The 16787-nt window shown below is 60.1% G+C and carries 12 protein-coding genes and 3 pseudogenes; 4 read left to right on the forward strand and 11 right to left on the reverse strand.

The genetic code is table 11. The annotated features are described in order from the left end of the window. Positions 1 to 27: 27 nt before the first annotated feature. Positions 28 to 429 (reverse strand): VanZ family protein, encoded by a 402-nt coding sequence (locus G8O24_RS32785; RefSeq protein WP_188106620.1) that lies wholly within the window; start codon positions 427 to 429, stop codon positions 28 to 30. Between the two features lie 240 nt (positions 430 to 669). Between G8O24_RS32785 and G8O24_RS32790 the strand changes: the two genes are divergently transcribed. The 3 genes from G8O24_RS32790 (at position 670) to G8O24_RS32800 (ending at position 2885) form a co-directional block, all read left to right on the forward strand. Continuing rightward, a complete protein-coding gene (locus G8O24_RS32790) occupies positions 670 to 1029 on the forward strand; it encodes a hypothetical protein (RefSeq protein WP_188106622.1) in 360 nt (119 codons plus the stop codon). A 589-nt stretch (positions 1030 to 1618) separates the two neighbouring features. Then, positions 1619 to 2110 carry a type II secretion system major pseudopilin GspG gene (gene gspG / locus G8O24_RS32795; RefSeq protein ID WP_188106624.1) on the forward strand — a complete coding sequence of 164 codons (492 nt, stop codon included), beginning with the start codon at positions 1619 to 1621 and terminating at the stop codon, positions 2108 to 2110. A gap of 469 nt (positions 2111 to 2579) precedes the next feature. After that, complete coding sequence (locus G8O24_RS32800; RefSeq protein WP_188106626.1) at positions 2580 to 2885, forward strand: hypothetical protein; 306 nt, start codon at positions 2580 to 2582, stop codon at positions 2883 to 2885. 114 nt (positions 2886 to 2999) lie between these two features. Here the strand turns inward: G8O24_RS32800 and G8O24_RS32805 are convergent, their stop codons facing one another. The 10 genes and pseudogenes from G8O24_RS32805 to G8O24_RS32845 form a co-directional block, all read right to left on the reverse strand. Beyond that, positions 3000 to 6104, reverse strand: a complete 3105-nt coding sequence (locus G8O24_RS32805) for an efflux RND transporter permease subunit (RefSeq protein WP_188106628.1) — start codon at positions 6102 to 6104, stop codon at positions 3000 to 3002. A gap of 322 nt (positions 6105 to 6426) precedes the next feature. Further along, a pseudogene (locus G8O24_RS46405) lies at positions 6427 to 6525 on the reverse strand (PEPxxWA-CTERM sorting domain-containing protein); the annotation flags it as partial. Between the two features lie 81 nt (positions 6526 to 6606). Beyond that, positions 6607 to 7035 (reverse strand): annotated as a pseudogene (locus G8O24_RS32810) (discoidin domain-containing protein); the annotation flags it as partial. Between the two features lie 308 nt (positions 7036 to 7343). Continuing rightward, positions 7344 to 7460 (reverse strand): annotated as a pseudogene (locus G8O24_RS46410) (PEPxxWA-CTERM sorting domain-containing protein); the annotation flags it as partial. A gap of 808 nt (positions 7461 to 8268) precedes the next feature. Further along, on the reverse strand, positions 8269 to 8841 hold the full coding sequence (locus G8O24_RS32820) for a DUF4118 domain-containing protein (protein WP_188106633.1): 573 nt from the start codon (positions 8839 to 8841) through the stop codon (positions 8269 to 8271). 46 nt (positions 8842 to 8887) lie between these two features. Further along, entirely contained in the window at positions 8888 to 10078 is a 1191-nt protein-coding gene (locus G8O24_RS32825; RefSeq protein WP_188106635.1) for a glycosyltransferase family 2 protein, read from the reverse strand. A gap of 1 nt (position 10079) precedes the next feature. Then, positions 10080 to 11030 (reverse strand): polysaccharide deacetylase family protein, encoded by a 951-nt coding sequence (locus tag G8O24_RS32830; protein WP_188106637.1) that lies wholly within the window; start codon positions 11028 to 11030, stop codon positions 10080 to 10082. Between the two features lie 132 nt (positions 11031 to 11162). Further along, positions 11163 to 12227 carry a dTDP-glucose 4,6-dehydratase gene (gene rfbB / locus G8O24_RS32835; protein ID WP_188106639.1) on the reverse strand — a complete coding sequence of 355 codons (1065 nt, stop codon included), beginning with the start codon at positions 12225 to 12227 and terminating at the stop codon, positions 11163 to 11165. A gap of 16 nt (positions 12228 to 12243) precedes the next feature. Continuing rightward, entirely contained in the window at positions 12244 to 13128 is an 885-nt protein-coding gene (gene rfbA, locus G8O24_RS32840) for a glucose-1-phosphate thymidylyltransferase RfbA (protein ID WP_188106641.1), read from the reverse strand. 99 nt (positions 13129 to 13227) lie between these two features. Beyond that, entirely contained in the window at positions 13228 to 14211 is a 984-nt protein-coding gene (locus G8O24_RS32845) for a glycosyltransferase family 2 protein (RefSeq protein WP_188106643.1), read from the reverse strand. Positions 14212 to 14684: 473 nt separating this feature from the next. Between G8O24_RS32845 and G8O24_RS32850 the strand changes: the two genes are divergently transcribed. Beyond that, positions 14685 to 16742: a hypothetical protein gene (locus G8O24_RS32850; RefSeq protein ID WP_188106645.1), complete on the forward strand. Its 2058-nt coding sequence runs from the start codon at positions 14685 to 14687 to the stop codon at positions 16740 to 16742. The last annotated feature ends 45 nt before the right edge of the window (positions 16743 to 16787 follow it).

A 16787-nucleotide genomic window follows, 5' to 3' on the forward strand; every position in this document is an offset into this window, starting at 1 on the left:
TGGCGCCCTACGATGCTCCCATTGCATTCAGGACGGCTTCTTGCCTCTTCGAATGAATTGCACCAGCTTGACGAGGGTAATGCCGATGCAGCCGGCAAGGATCTTTTCGGATGCGTCAATCAGGGTGCCGTGCCGGTCGGGCGTGAGGGTCTGTAGCAGCTCGAATGTGACCGCGCTGCCGATGACGATCGCGTAGGTCATGAGTGAGCGCCGCGGATACGCCAGCGCAAAGAGAACGCCCAACGTCAGAAAGGCGATTGCGTGCTCGATGTGAGCCCAGGTGGCGACATCGACGCCGAACAGGAATGGCTTGATCAAGCCGTAAACGACATAGATGAACTGCACCCTTGTGAGGGTGGCGTAGCCGATCAAGGAAATCGTTGCCCAGGCAGCAAGAGTGAGGGCAGTGGTGACGATCGATTTGTTCATGCCACACCTATGCAGGGGAAAGCGTGGGCCTTCCAGATCTTTCGCGAGCTCGCTCGCTCCTGATGGCCCGCCGATGGCACCTGGGTAAGCCGCAGATGCACATGGCAGGTGTTTCTTAACCGGCAGCTCTGTCGGGAAACTTAACCACGTCTTGGGCGAATGGTACTCGTCGGGCGGAGCGATAGGGTAGAACCTTCGAGCTGACGCCAGTTCAGCGACGTGTACCAGCGAGTAGTGTCGATGAGAACGAAAGCATTTGTGCTGACCGCGGTCGCCTTGCTGGTCGCGCAGATCGCCGCAGAAGCAGAGGCCCGCGACAGCGCGCGAGCGTATCGCTGGCACGGTGCCCACAGGAATTGGCACCGGTTTGCGCAGATTGCACCTCCGGTCGTGACCGTGGTCACACCCGACCTCGACGCGCCAGTCGCGCGCTACGTCTACAACCGTCTCGACGATGGATATGACTATCCGGTTGGCTACGGCGAATATGCCATCTATGGCAGATGGGCGTTCGATCGCTACGGTCGCCCCGACGTGGTTCGCTGTCGTCTCGTTTGGTTCGATGGTCCCCGGCTGCGCAGTCTGAACCGGTGCGAGTGAGGAGCGAGCGATGTTGCCGAGGGTTGGCCATCGTGGGCGCATGAGATTTGCGGGCAGCGCCTGAGAGCGATCGGAGTCGTCCCCGGACGTCACGTGTGAACGTGCATTCACGCCGCGCGAACGAGATCCTACTTGGAGTTCGTCCGCTTCGGCTTCTTCGATTCCGTCGCCGCTGAAATTTCCTTCTGGATGGCGTCACGGAGCGCGAGGACCTCGGCGTAACGCAGGCCCAGCGATTTATCGGACGCGTCCAGAGCAGTATCCGTCTTGGTGGTTATGCGCTGCAAAGTCGGCTTCTCCGGCAACTATTAGGTTAATTTCTGGCTTCGCCATGGATGCGGCGACTATATGAACGGCCCGATATCGAGACAAATGAACTCGGCAGTTAAGCTTGACAACGATCGCAGGCCTAGCCTGAACAACCGTACCTGAAGGGAAGATTAACGAACGCCTTTCGTGCGGCCGAAGATCTTCGCGGCTCCGCTCACCCCGTATTCAGACTGGCGCGAGGTTGCGGGTTCCATTAACTCCGTAGACACGGGCGGCATTGAGGATACCCCGAAATACAAAGGCATCGTTTGGGGGCATCATGACCATCGTCAGGACTACGTCCGTGAGGCCGTCGCGCATCGCAAAGCTCCGCAATCGCGATTGGCGTCGCAAGCAAGCTGGCTACACCTTGCTCGAACTCCTCGTCGTGATGGGCATTCTCGCAGCCTTGACCGCGATGGCGACGCCGCAAGTGATGGGATATTTCGGAAAAGCGAAAACGCAGTCCGCCCAGCTCCAGATCGAGAACATCAACACCGCGCTTGAAATGTACTATGTCGAGAACGGCTCCTATCCGAGCGCGAGCGCCGGGCTCAGGGCGCTCGTCGAGGCAACACCCGAGGCGCCGCGTTGGAACGGTCCTTACCTGAAGAATGCCAAGACTCTGCTCGATCCCTGGGGGCGGCCTTACCAGTATTCCGTGACGGATCAGGGCGAGTACAATGTCTACTCGCTCGGACCAAACGGGAAGGGAGCCAGGAAGCCGACCTCTGCAGCGAGCGCGAACCGTGCTTGGGCTGACAATGGGTAAAACGATCGAGCTGTTCGCTCACTGAAGCCGGCGTTAGCGCGGTAACTGTTCCGCCCGACCGAATTGACGGCGGCGGCACAGCGGTTAAACTCGGCTTTTTTGATGAGATAACACCCATGGCCCTTTTTCATTCGCGTGGTGTGCGCCTCAAGTCAAAGCTGACCCTGAGGTCTCTTTCCGAGCTTTCAAGTCTGCGACCGCCGGCAGATGACGAGAATGGCGCGGATGGGAACGCGGCCGACGGCGTGGTCCTGGCTCAGAGAGTTGTCTGTGCGATGCGCAGGGGCGAGGACGACCCGCGTGGGGGCAGGACCGAACCGGGCGTTGCTGATTAGCCTGATCAACTTGGCGGCGAGCTCTGTTCGGCAGAGAAAGATCGCATATAAATTCCGGTATGGCTCCGTCGCGGTCCCGATGGTCGAGCGGCGCTTGCTCTCCGACGTCCTCCAATTCCTGCGGCTAAGCTCAGATGGTATCTTGGGTTCTCGCGCTCGCAGCGCTCGCCTGCAATCCCGGAGATCGGTTGATCGATCTCAGCGGCAAGCTTCCGCGTGCCATCAAGACGATCGATCTGCTGATTTCCGTCGAGCCCTTCTACACCCGGCTCTACGTCTACCAGCCGGGCTTTCCCGACAGCACCCAGAGCTGCTGTCATAGCCAGCCCAGCTCCGTTCTCAAGCTTCCCGTCATCGATGGACGATTCTGCATCAGGCAAAGCCAGCCCCAGATGAAATGGAAGTTGCAGATCATCGGACGGCCTGACGACGCGGTCTAAAGCGCGATGAGGTCAGGATGAATCGTCATCGCGCTTTAGGTTATTGTTTGAGCATGATCTTTCCGGAAAACCGCTTCGCACTTTTCCGGATCATGCTTTAGCGACCCGTCCGGATCATTCCGCCGCCGCAACGCTCGGCGCTGGGGCTCGCGACCGCCGCAGGCGGTCGATCAACAGGTAGATCACGGGCGTGGTGTAGAGCGTCAGGACCTGCGAGACGAACAGACCGCCGATGATGGTGATGCCGAGCGGGCGCCGCAGCTCCGTGCCGGGACCGGTCGCGACGACGAGCGGAATGCCTGCGAACAGCGCCGCCATGGTCGTCATCAGGATCGGGCGGAAGCGGGCCTGGCAGGCCTCGAAGATCGCCTCCGCCGACGACAGGCCGCGCTGGCGCTCGGCATCGAGCGCAAAGTCGACCATCATGATGCCGTTCTTCTTGACGATGCCGATCAGGAGGATGATGCCGACAAAGGCGATCACCGTCAGCGGGGTGTTGGTGATCTGCAGCGCGAGCAGCGCGCCGAGTCCTGCCGACGGCAGTGTCGAGATGATCGTCAATGGATGGGCGAGGCTCTCGTAGAGCACCCCCAGCACGATATACATCGCCACCAGCGCGCCGAGGATCAGAAGCGGCTGTCGTCCGCTGGTCCTGGCGAAATCGCCGGCATTGCCGTCAAAACTGCCGCGGATGCCCTCGGGCATGTGCAGTTCGTCGACCGCGCGCTGGATGTTTTGCGTCGCCGTCTGGAGCTGCACGTCGGGCAAGGTGTTGAACGACACCGTGGTCGAGGGAAACGATTGCGAATGATAGACCGCAAGGGCTGCCAGCCCGCGCTGGACGCGCACCACGGCCGACAACGGCACCTGCACGTCACCCGCGCCGGCGACATAGATGCGATCGAGGTTGGAGGGATCGACCTGGAATTTGGGGTCGATCTCCAGCACGATCATGTACTGGTTGCGCTGGGTGTAGATCGTCGAGATCTGCCGCTGCGAGAACGCGTTGTTCAATGCGTTGTCGATGTCCTGGACGCGGACGCCGAGCCGGGAGGCCGCCTGGCGATCGATCACGAGATTGAGCTGCAAGCCGTTCGGATCGCGATCGCTCGAAATGTCGGTGATGCCTTCGACCGTTTCCATGCGCTTGGCGACCACAGGTGCCCATTGCTGCAGCAGGTCGAGATCGGCGCTGGAGAGCGTGTATTGATAATTGGAGTCGCTCTGCCGTCCGCCCGCGCGCACGTCCTGGGCCGCGAACATGAAAAGGCGGATGCCCGCAACGCGGTAGAGCGCTTTCCGCAGCCGATCGATCACGACTTCGGTCGAAACGTGGTCGCGTTCTTCCGGCGGCTTCAGGTTGATGTACATGGTGCCGCGATTGGCGCCCTGGCCGCCCGGACCTCCGCCGCTTCCGACAACGGAGCCGAGGCCGGCCACCGCCGGATCTTCGAGAACGATGTCGGCGAGCTGCTGCTGCAGCCCCAGCATCGACTGAAATGACGTATCGGCGGATGCGCGCGTTGCGCCGATGATGAAGCCGGAATCGTCCGTGGGGAAATAGCCCTTGGGCACCTTGACGTAGAGCAGCACCGTGAGGCCGATGGTGGCGAAGAACACCAGCAGCGTCATGAGCGGGAAGTCCAGAGCCGCACGCAGGGTTCGGGCGTAGAACGCCACGATGCGCGACAACGATCCCTCGATCATGCGATCGAACAGGGTCGCGCTGCCCGAGGGTGTCCGCCTGATGTAGTGAGCACAGATCATCGGCGTGACCGTCAATGACACCAGGGTCGAGACCAGAATCGCGAAGGTCAACGTCAGCGAGAACTCGCGCAGCAGGCGGCCGACGATGCCGTCCATGAAGATCAGCGGCGTGAAGGCCGCAATCAGCGACAGGCTGATCGACACCACGGTGAAGCCGATCTGTCTGGCGCCCTCCAGCGCCGCCTGCATCGGCCGCATGCCGTGCTCGAGATTGCGGTACATGTTCTCGATCATGACGATGGCGTCGTCGACCACGAAGCCGACGGAGATCGCCAGCGCCATCAGCGACAGATTGTCGATCGAGAAGCCTGCGAGCCACATCCCGGCGCAGGTGCCGGCCAGCGCCAGCGGCACGGAAATGCCCGCGGCAATCGTCGGCGTCAGCCGCCGCAGGAACACGAACACCACGACCATGACGAGGACGGCTGTTGCCAGCAGTGTCCACTGCATGTCCGTCACGCTGGCGCGGATCGTGCCGGTGCGGTCGACCAGCGTCGATATCTCGACGCCGGCCGGGATCCATTGCTTCAACTCGGGGATCAGCGCCTTGATCTTGTCGACGGTCTCGATGACGTTGGCGTCGCCCTGCTTCCTGATCTCGATCAGCACGGCGGGTTGCTTGTTGAACCAGGCAACCGAGCGCACATTCTTGACGGAGTCCTCGATCTCGGCGACGTCGGCAAGGCGCACGAAGCTTCCATTCGCCTTCTTGATGACGATGTCGCGGAATTCCTGGGCCGTGCGCATCTGCCTGTTGAGCGCGAGCGTCTCGCTCTGGCGTTCGCCGTTGAAGATGCCGATCGGGCCGAGCGGGTTGGCATTGATGATCGCCGTCCGCACGTCGTCGGTGGCGATGCCCGCATTCGAAAGCGCCACCGGGTTGAGCTGGATCCGTACCGCCGGCTGGTCGGCGCCGCTGACCGTCACGTTGCCGACGCCCGGCACCTGGGCGATGCGCTGGAGCAAGACAGTGTCGGCAACGTCGTAGAGGGCGGCGGTTGACCGGGTCCCGGACGTCAGGGCCAGGACGTAGACCGGCGCGCCGGAGGTGTTTGCCTTGCCGAAGCGGGGCAGCGAGGGCAGGTCGCCCGGCAGATCGGGCAGCGACGCGTTGATCGCGGCCTGAACGTCACGCGCGGCGCGATCAAGGCTCCGGCCGATGTCGAACTGCAGCAGGACGCTGCTGAGGCCGAGCGTGCTGGTCGAGGTGATCTGATTGACCCCGGCGATCTCGCCGAGCCGTCGCTCCAGCGGCGCGGCCACGGTCGCAGCCATGATCGAGGGGTCCGCGCCCGGGCGAAACGCGTACACGAAGATGACGGGGAAATCGACGTTCGGGACGGAGGCAACCGGCAGGAAGCGGTAAGCCACGATGCCAAGCAGAAACAGCCCGATCGAGAGCAGCGTCGTGCCGACCGGCCTGCGGATGAAGGGCTGGGAGATCGAGAACATGGCCCGCCAGCTTGTTGGGTCGGGGCCGGAAAATCAACCGGGCGAGGGCAAGACGGTGGACGTGATGCAAAACGATGAATAGCGCGCTCCGGGCCTCCGACGGTTAAGGCAGCGTGCCGGCGGAGAGGCGAAGGATGGGCCAGTGCTGATCGCCGGCATCTGATGCGGCGCCGAGACCTGTGCTCCAAGCCTCCGGCAAAGATGAAGACATTCCCACACCAAAGGACGCGGCAGGTTGCTCGCGCCCGTCAAATCTTCCGCCGAGGCATTGTCGTTGCCGAGGTGGTCCAGGCTTTGCGGCCTGTAACAGCCTGCGCCGGAATCAAGCCGGCAGGGAGAACTGCCGATTCCTGCGCCGGATCATGTAGCCGACACCGAGGAATCCAAGGATCATCATGGCCCAGGTCGATGGTTCGGGAATGGACGCCGTCAGTTGAACGATGCCTGCGCCGTTGCCGCCATCGGGCGCGGCTGGCGAAGCGATCCCGAAATAGTACTCGATATACCGGGCGTCGACGAAGCCGTTGACGGTGGCCGTGAACAGGTGGGGCGATCCATCAAAGAAGGGAATCGTCGATCCGAGGGCCGTGAAATGCGTGCCGTCGTTCGACGTCAAGATCTCAAAGAAAGCGGGAGCCCGGTCTGCACCATACAGGATCGAGAACGAATTCAGAGCCGTGGGGGTGTGGAGGTCGACGACAAGAGCCTGACTGATGTCGCCATTGGCAAAAACCCACCGCGTGTCGGTGTTGAAGTAGGCCTGCTGGTATGGCGGCCCTTCGATCAGATTGTGGGCAGCCGCCGTCGAGTCGAAGCCCGGATACAGCGAGGTCCCTGTTACTGTCGCGCCGGATCCCGGAAGAACATTCGACGCCTGTGCAGCGGAGGCAATGAATGCGAAGCCAAGCGCAACGATAAACCTATTCATCATATTGCGTTTCCTCTTAAATTAAATCGTCCCTTTTTCTTCTTAATTAAATGGACGCTAATCCTTTCAAGCCGCCTTGTCAAAGGCATGAAGACCGCACTTTGGAAGGTTCGAGCGCCCCGGGGGAGGCGCTGTGCCTGGAATCATCGCCGAGCGCGCCGAGAATGGGAGGACTGCGGTGCGCCGGCAAGGTTGCAGACGCCGACGAAAGCTAGCTGGGCGAGCGGTGTGGCGCGCCGTCCGGCTCCTCCAGGTGACCGGCTGCGGTTCGAACACGACCCGTCACGGGACGATGATCGAACTCGTCCGCGTTAGCTTCTGACCAATGCAGCTCGAGCGATCGCCGTTGTCCGCTTGCGGCGATAGGTCATGAAGCCCAGTCCGCCAAAACCCAGCAGCATCATGGCCCAGGTGGAGGGTTCGGGCACCGCGCCGGCAATCGGAGGCGGGTCCGACCTCACGTCGGAGATGTGTCCGATGATAGGATCCTTGGCGTCGAGCGAGAACAGGTAGACGTCCTTCACCGCCAATTTGAATGAGCCGCCGTCATAGCTAAAGGTCCGGGGGCCGCCAAAATCGATCTCCACGAAGCCGAGACCGAAAACGATCAAGCCCAGGAGATCCGCGGAAAATATATGCGAGCCTGCCTGAGGAGTCGTGAAAGTCACCTGCAGGTCGAATTTCGTCGCGGACGGATCGTCGAACAGGAAATTCTGGAGTGACATAGTCCCGAGATTCAAGTTCGGTCCCGAACTGCTGATTTCCGATTTCGGTGTGCCCGCGCCTTTGAATGTCAGGCCGCCCTCACCGTGGAGCGCGCCGCCCGTCGATGCCGTCTGCGATGAAGGCGAGCAGCTGGTGTCTGTGAAACATCCGGTCGAATAATAGGTGTAGGTCGCAGCCTGGCTCGATGCGCTCCAAAGGAGGCCGGTAGCAACAAAGCCAGCCAAGATCGTGTTCTTCATTTTGTTTTCTGCCTGCTCGAATTTTCTGGTTTAAATTTTATTTAAGCTGCGATTTTTCGCTTAGGCCAATTCCATAGTCCGGTCAACGCATAAGGGTAAAATAGGATTAAAATTGGCGTCTCGATAACATTTATATGCACGCATATGCACGGCGTGTGAACCGCCGGTCACAAAGCTATGGAGGTTGCGGTTTCTGAGGGCTCGGCGGTCGATTGGGGGGCCCGAGTGGGGAGCCTCAATGGTCTCGAGAGCTCTGCCCGAAGAGGGTCGCTTAGTGCCGCTCGTCCAGCTTGTCGTATAGAACAGAGCTGACGCGAATGAGAAATGCCGATGACGCCGATGCCAAGCCGAGAAAAATGAAAAGCAGAAGATGGAGGTAGTCGCGCAGGCTCTCGAGCTTGAATGAGTATTCGGGAGGCAGCTCAAAAAAATACACAGCCGCTGATGCGATGGGCCACACGATCAGGGAGGTTCGTAGTCCGAAACAGAGCGAATGAATGAAGATGGCGCAGAGATAGAGGTTGAAGGTTCTTCCGAGGAGGAGGCCGCCGACTCGATAGTCCAGCAGTTCAATCAGGATAAACGCACCGAGCGCCAGTCCGATTTGCACCAAGGTTGAAACGGCGTAGAGGCGGGAAATGTAACCGGCGAGAACGAGCCGGAGGCGAGGAGCGTTGCTCGATGTTGGCAGAACGAAAAATGCAGCGCTTGACAAGAACATCGAAATAAAGACCGCGACCCAGGTCCCGCCGAGTAGTTTATCGGAACCGACGCAGGTCAAAACGAGCACCAATGCGAGAGCACGCAAGACTCCTGGATTTGGCTGCTCGTCGAGCGTCTTCAAGAGGATGTCATGAGACGGCGATTGCATGGTTCGGGCTACTGTTATCCTAATCCTTCTCCGATCGATCAGTTCGGATCCACGAGCTCGCCTTTCGTCCAAAATACAGCCGCCCATAGAAGGTGAGGCGCTTTATCAGCGACGCAGCCGCAGATCCAACCTCACGTGCCGGAAGGACCTCTCGACCGAACTTTAGCCAACTCAACACAAGCGCCAAAGCTACGATCAGAATATTCGCAGCGGAAATAATGGCAGGTGTGGTGAAACCGAGCAACAGGAATGCAAGGCTTGCAACAAGCGATAGGGCCAAAAGCGGCAAGAACAGCGAGAATGGCAAGACAAGAGCATCGAGTGTCAGGGCGAGCAGACCCGCATTACAGGTTAGTAATGCTCGCAAAAGATACTTCGGGATGAGGCCCGCAATTACAGATATGTGCCCCTGAATCCAACGCTGTCGCTGAGAATCGGTGCCTTTCTTGGTCATGGGGAATTCACTCGTGCCCACAACGAAGGGGTAGAAAGCGGGAGCGTGTCCATCGGCCGCGAGGTCCAGGCCGAGCTTGAGATCTTCAACCAGATTTCCGTGTGCAAGTGGGGCCTTCAAGATCACATGCCATGGGAAAATCATGCCCGTGCCCATCAGCTGTACGGGAAAACCGAGACCGGCTAGCCCCAGAGGGCGCACCCAATTCCGGATAAGCCAGAAAAATTCAGCAACACGGTGATCGACCGCCGCTTTGCTCGGAGCAACCATCAAAAAGCAAGCCTGGACCGGTCGTTTCGTGCGCGCGCTCATTTGCTTCAGACGCGGGACCACGTCGTCCTGGACACGGCAGTCGGCATCGACGAACAGGACGAACTCCGGGGGAGCGTCCCGAAGATGGGCAATTGCGTGGGCCAGCGCATAGCCTTTTCCGATCTTGGAGAGGTCGTTCCGGACGAGAGTTTCGGCGCCGGCATGGGCTGCGACTTCCGCCGTGTCGTCGGTACAGTTGTCGGCAACCACGAGCAGGCGATCTCCTTCCTGCAGCTGTGGTCGAAGGTCCGACAAAGTTGGAAGCACGCCCACGCTCTCATTATGAGCGGGAATGACGATCGCAACCGTCCCCGCGCTGCTTGGAGGTCCTGTCCGAAGCAGATCCCGATACGGATTGAGAGCCGCCAGAGTCTCGACGAACAGGACCAGCGAAGGCACGGCGAGTGCGCTTGCAAAGACGACGAGCAAAATGACGAGCCACATATCAGACCCGATGGCTTGAAAGGGCGAGCCGGAGCTTGCGGTAAAGAATCCCCGCGCCGGCACAACGGGTCCGGAATTCGTAGTCTGACATGGCCCGGTCCGGCATCGAGATGCGCGGCAGAGCGAAATGGTCGGTCTTCGAGGTTGCGAGGCCGGAATGCGTCAAAAACGCGAAGTCGAAACCGGCTTCCTCAAGGAGGCGGCGGGTGGCCGGACTGTGCGTGTTGTTCATTCCGTAAGGATAAGCGAACGTGCCGATCCGGCCGACGGCTTTGTCCAATATCCGCTTCGTGGTCTGGATTTCATAATCCTGCCGTAGCGGGCTGGCATTGCCGAGATTGATGTGACTGACAGAATGGCCGCCGATCGCAACATAGTCGGACGAGATGTCGGCCAATTCAGCGAACGTGCAAGATATTCGAGGTGCGTGGGCGCAAAGCGACGGAAGGTCGTGTGCCGTCGTTGGGGCAGATCGAATGCGATCAAGAAGCTGGTCGATTTCGCCTGCTGTCCGCTCTTCGCTTTGACCGACGACAAGTTCAATGCCTGCGACCTTCAGCTTGCGAGCAGGCCCACGGTACCAGTTCAAGTCGGCGATGAGCCGGGCGAGCGCGACCTCGCCGTCGGTTTCGGACGTCTCTTCCTGGGCGCACCAGCCGACGCAGGCGAATATTGCGATCGGAATCGAGAACGCGCGGAAGATGTCGAGGATGTCGAGGATTTCGACCTTGGCATCGTCGATCGTGACGAGCACCGCACCCTCCGGCAAGCCACGTGCACTCAAGCCCTTTTCCGCTTCACCGAGCCGCAATGGCTTGAATGTTCTGGAGAGCCAGTCGCACTGGCGTTTGAGTCTGTCGCGTGCGAACTCACGCGTTTCTCCCTCAAAGAAGAACCGGTGAAAAAGCAAGGTCCTTAGGCCGTTCCCGAGAGAATAGAGCGATTGAGCCACGAGCTTGATCCCGGATCAGCGAAGAATTCAGCCCAGGCAGTTCTGAGTTGGGCTCTTGCTGATCAAGTCAGAGGTTGTTCGATAACGCTTTTGCGGTGAGACGAAACGCTGCCAGATTAATTGAAAAAGGTGCTAGCCGAGCCCAATGCGCTCCTGCTTGTAGCCACGCTCCAGGATCGCGTTCCACCATGCACGGTGTTCCAGATACCAGCCTACGGTCTTCGTCAGGCCGCTCTCGAAGGTTTCCCTGGCCTTCCAGCCCAACTGGCTCTCGATTTTCGTCGCGTCTATGGCGTACCGCTGGTCGTGGCCGGGCCTGTCCTTGACGAAAGTGATGAGGCGCCTTCGGGGGCCGTCGCTCCGGGGGATCATCTGGTCGAGCAGGTCGCATATGGACTCGACGACGTGAAGGTTCGAACGTTCGTTGCGACCACCGACATTGTAGGTTTCTCCGATCCGGCCCTGCTCGAGAGCAAGGCTCAACGCCTCGGCATGATCTTCGACAAACAGCCAATCGCGCACGTTTTGCCCGTCGCCGTAGACCGGCAATGTCTCGCCTGCGAGACCCTTGATGATCATGTGAGGGATCAGCTTTTCAGGAAAGTGATAGGGGCCGTAATTGTTCGAGCAATTGGTGACGAGCGTCGGCAGTCCATAGGTTTCGTGCCAGGCCCGCACCAGGTGGTCCGACGAGGCCTTGCTGGCCGAGTAGGGCGAATTGGGCGCATACGCGGTCTGTTCCGAAAAATAGCCGTCAACGCCCAGCGACCCGAACACTTCGTCTGTCGACACGTGCAGGAAGCGAAACCGGGCGCTCCGCTCCGGAGCTAGCGATCGCCAATGGCGGAGGGCTTCCTGCAGCAAGGTAAACGTGCCGAGGATGTTGGTCTTGATGAATTCCGCGGGACCGTCGATCGATCGATCGACGTGGCTTTCGGCGGCGAGATGCATGACCGCGTCGGGCCGGTATTTCTCGAAGAGCACACGCATCGGCTCGGCTTCGCAGATGCATTGTCGCTCGAAGGCGTAACGCGAATTTTCGGTCGCGCCCGGCAGCGAATCGAGATTGGCGGCATAGGTCAGCTTGTCGATGTTGACGACGCGCGCGCCGGTGTCGCGCAAGAGATGGCGGATGACGGCCGATCCGATGAAGCCCGCGCCGCCCGTGACGAAGATCGTAGCTCCGGAAAACCGCACCTGAAAATTCCTTGGGCTAAAACGGTCCCTGGCCGAACGACCGGGCAACCGACTTCAAATATTCACCATAGCTACTCTTGGCGGTCTTTTCGGCGACCTTGTTGAACGCGTCCAGCGAAATATAGCCTTTCCGAAGCGCGATTTCCTCGGGGCAGGCGATGCGCATGCCCTGCCGCTGCTCCAGGATCTGCACGAAGTGGCTGGCCTCGACCAATGAGGCGTGCGTGCCGGTGTCGAGCCAGGCGAAGCCGCGGCCGAGCACCTCGACGAAGAGATCGCCGCGTTCGAGATAGGCGTTGTTGACGTCCGTGATCTCGATCTCGCCGCGCGCGGACGGGCGGACATTGGCGGCGATGTCGAGCACGTCGTTGTCGTAGAAATAGAGCCCCGTCACGGCTACGTTCGACTTCGGTGCCTTCGGCTTCTCCTCGATCGAGAGCGCCTTGCCCGCGCCGTCGAATGCGATGACGCCGTATTGCTCGGGCGACTGGACGACGTAGCCGAACACGGTCGCGCCGCTCCGGCGTGCGGCGGCCTTGGCGAGCATCTCGGGCAGGCCGTGGCCGTAGAAGATGTTGTCGCCGAGGATCAGCGCCACGGCATCGTCGCCGACGAAGTCGCGGCCGACGATGAAGGCGTCGGCGAGGCCGCGCGGGGTGTCCTGCGTCGCGTAGGACAGCGTCAGGCCGAAATCCGCGCCGTCGCCGAGCAACCGCTGAAACAGCGGCTTGTCGGGCGCCGTCGTGATGATCAGGATCTCGCGGATTCCCGCCAGCATCAGGGTCGACAGCGGATAATAGATCATCGGCTTGTCGAACACCGGCAGCAGCTGCTTGGAGACCACCGTCGTGACCGGATAGAGCCGTGAGCCGGTCCCGCCGGCAAGAATGATCCCTTTCATGGCCCCTCGCCGGTTTACCGGGCGTAAACTATCAAACGGTGTGCGACGCACAAGCTCGGCATCTCGACACGGTAAATGGCGCTTGCGGGCGCGTGCGCGCTACGTCCGGCCCGTCGGCGCCTGGACGACGGGAACGCGAAAACCCTTGGCGAAGACGCTGTGCTGAAAATAGTCGCCCAGCACGTGCGGAATCATCTGCTGCTTGCGGCCGCTGAGGACATTCCTCAACCCGAACAGCGCAAGCCCCGCCAGCGCGGCGCCGTCGACCAGGGCCGCATACGCAGCGCCGTGGTTCTTCAGGAAATAGCGCCGCCGCGCCTCGAGCATGTAGGCCGGCAGGCGCCGCGGCGTCTTGTTCACGCCGGTCGACTGCCCGACCAGGTGGACGACGCGGCTCGCCGGCACGTACCAGGTGGCCCAGCCCTTCTTGCGGGCGTTGAAGCAGAAGTCGATGTCGTCGAAATAGGTGAAATAGCCCTCGTCCAGCAGGCCGATATCGGCGAACACCTGCCGCCGCACCATCATGCTGGCGCCGGCGACCCAATCGGTCGCGACGGGTGCGTCCACCACGGGCGGCGCGACGGTCCAGCGGCTCAGCAGCCGGCTGACGAGGCCGAGCCGCAGCGAACCTTCGAACTCGCTCAAGGCCGACTGGAAGCGGAAGGCGGAGCGCTGCGGCGTGCCGTCGGGGTCTTCCAGGCGGCTGCCGGCGATGCCGACGTCGGGGTGCTGCGCCATGAAGTCGACCAGCGCCTTGATCGCGCCCGGCCGGACCACGGTGTCGGGGTTGAGCAGCAGCACATAGTCCGGCGGCTCGGCCGCCTCCAGCGCGGGGCGGATCAGCACATTGTTGCCGCCGCAAAAGCCGAGATTGACGGAACTCGCCAGCAGCGAGCACCAGCTGCCCCAGCCGTTGGTTTCGATCGCCTGGCGGATCGTCGCCGCCTGGTCCTCGCCGCTGCCGTTCTCGCACACGGCGACGCGGCTGCCGGGCAGGCCGGCGATCTCGTCCCGGAGGGAGCGCAGGCAGTCGACGGCGAGCGCGGCGACGCGGAAGTTAACGATGACGATCAACAGGCGCATGAAGGAGGTGCTTTTCGAAATATCTTGCCGCGCGAGGCGTTGCGGGTGGAGGCGCGCAATGTCGCAAATTGAAAGGGAAAGCCTGTCCGGAAAACCCGGTGTCCTGATTTTCAGGATTATCCCATGGCGCCATGGCCAGCAATGGCGAGCCGCGACCGCCCGTCGCGTTCTGCGCGGATGATCGGTTAACAGGTAAATGACGGGGCCGTTGCGAGGACGGGCCACGGGCATGGATGCGTGTCGGTATCGGTGTTGGCAGGATTGAAGTTAAGCGCAGGTTTACAAGTGACGGTCAGCGCGGGGCTCGCGGGAACCTGAAATTGACCTTTCCGCGGGCAAGTTCCACGCATCAACCCTTTGGTCACGGGTCGCCCAACAGGATCGCAGGACGAATTCGAAGGATTTCCTGGCCTCTCTCGCGCTTGAATTCTTCTGTTAGCTGGATTTAATTTCTCTAACCCTTGGACCCCATCATGACGACCAGAATGGACCGCAGAACATTCCTTCAGGGAACGAGCATTGCCGCCCTGTGCACCGCTGTGCCCAGCGAACTGTTTGGGGTTGCCGACGCCGCCCCTGCGCCGCTCGCGGCCGCTGCGAGCATGACCACGACCTCAGCTCTGGGTTCGCTGGTCGCTGCAAAGTTCAATGGCGGTCGGACGCAAATCAATCTGAATTTCCTTCAGACGGGTGGCGACTTTCCATTTCTGAATGTCCTAAAAACGGCGCAAAGCTGGGGACTGATCGACAATAGTGGTTGGCCGGAACCGAGTACACTCGACAGCGACGGCTACCCGACTGTCATCACCAACAAAGGCGTGTACACCGTGTGCTTCGTGCCCTCGCAGGCGGTGCGCCCGGGGAATTACGTCATTACCTGGAATGGCAATGGTACAATCTATTGTGGCATGAACAACACGCCCGTTAGCGGCAGCAAAACCAGTACCAACGGCAGCGGTCGCTATGTGTTCTCGACGACAGATTCACGGTTCGTCATCGGCATTTCTGCCATAGGCAGCCCGCGCATTTCCAACTTGCAGGTATTTCATGTTGGAGACGAAGCGGCGCTCAAGGCAGGCCAAGTGTTCGGCGTCAAGTTTAAGCAGCGGCTGCTGGAAGCCAATTTTGGCGTAGTTCGTTTCCTCAATTGGCAATGTGCTAACACCACAAACGTAACGACGTGGGCGACGCGAAAGCCTCTGTCATATGTATTCTATGCAGGTCACGAATTCCGGCCTAGTCTATATGCAGGCCAAACAACGAATGTTGGGACGGCTTACTCGGCTAGTCTGCCGAACTTCAAGCTCGTCGATAAGGCCACTGTCATCGTAAAATTCAACGCCAGCAACACCGGTCCATGCACCTTGAACGTGAATGGAACAGGTCCTGTAAACATTCTTGCCGAGAACGCTTCTCCACTAGGCACTTACACAAGTATCGTTGGCGGAAGTTGGCAGAGTTTCGCTACGCTAGTCTACGACGCCGATCTGAAAGCCTGGATAAAGCATGGTGGCGATGTCGCCTATAACGGTATGGGTCTGAACAACGGATGTCCTCCAGAGTTGATGGTCCGGCTTTGCGCTGAGATTGGTGCGCACCCTTACTTCGTGACACCGCATCTAGCAATTGATCCAGCAACAGACTACATGACAAGCTTGGCCGCCTATTGCCGCGACAATGCGCCGTTATGGATGATTCCTCGCTTCGAGGGACCGAATGAGTTGTGGAATACAGCCGCGGGATTTTTCCAGACGGGGTATGCGAAAGCCAAGGCATCCTCGTATGGCTGGGGCCAAGACTACCACAACTGGTACGGTAAAATCCTGTCTGTTCTTGGGCAGGCGGTTAGCACAACGTACGCAGGTAACCGCGCGAAATATCAGGTGCTATGCGGCGTCCAGACGCCCATTGGGCAAACGGCTTCCGGTACGGCGACTAGCAACGATCGCCTCGCCTCGACTAAATTCTTGGCTCAGACTGCCCCTGTCCAGGCACCTTATACTAAATCGTCCGCGTCCAAGTGGGTCACACACGTAAGTATTGCCATCTACTACAATCCGAATGAACAGGGCACCTCCCAAGAAGTGGCAGATGCCGCTAACTTCGCTGCCGCAGTTGCCGCCAACGATACTGTAATGCAGGCAAACATCGCGTTCGCCTACGCTGGCACAGCTCAAATCTCATTACCTTATGCTGCAAAGGTCTACGCGCAATGGAAGGCTTGGGCCAAGGGGTTTGGTGTCCAAAAGATGTGCGCTTATGAGGGCGGTTATTCGCCGGACCTCAACTCGACTGCGCAGATCAACGCATTGCGTGCAGCGTCGAAGCAAGCTCCTAGTCTGACAAACTTTACACTGACGAACTACAACTCGTTTGTCGGGTTGACCGATTCAGGCTTCACCGCCGAATTCCCGTCTTGCTTTCAGTTCTCTGGTATGGCGACTTCGAAGAACGCCTGGGCAGTTCTGGAGGATATCTATCAGGCGAGTTCTCCTCAGTGGCAGGCCATCGTGTCCTTCAACCATTCATGAGCAACCGATAATCGTCGGGGACTGACGCGCAGCTGACGTCCTAGG

Source organism: Bradyrhizobium campsiandrae, assembly GCF_014529705.1.
GTDB classification, from domain to species: Bacteria; Pseudomonadota; Alphaproteobacteria; order Rhizobiales; family Xanthobacteraceae; genus Bradyrhizobium; species Bradyrhizobium campsiandrae.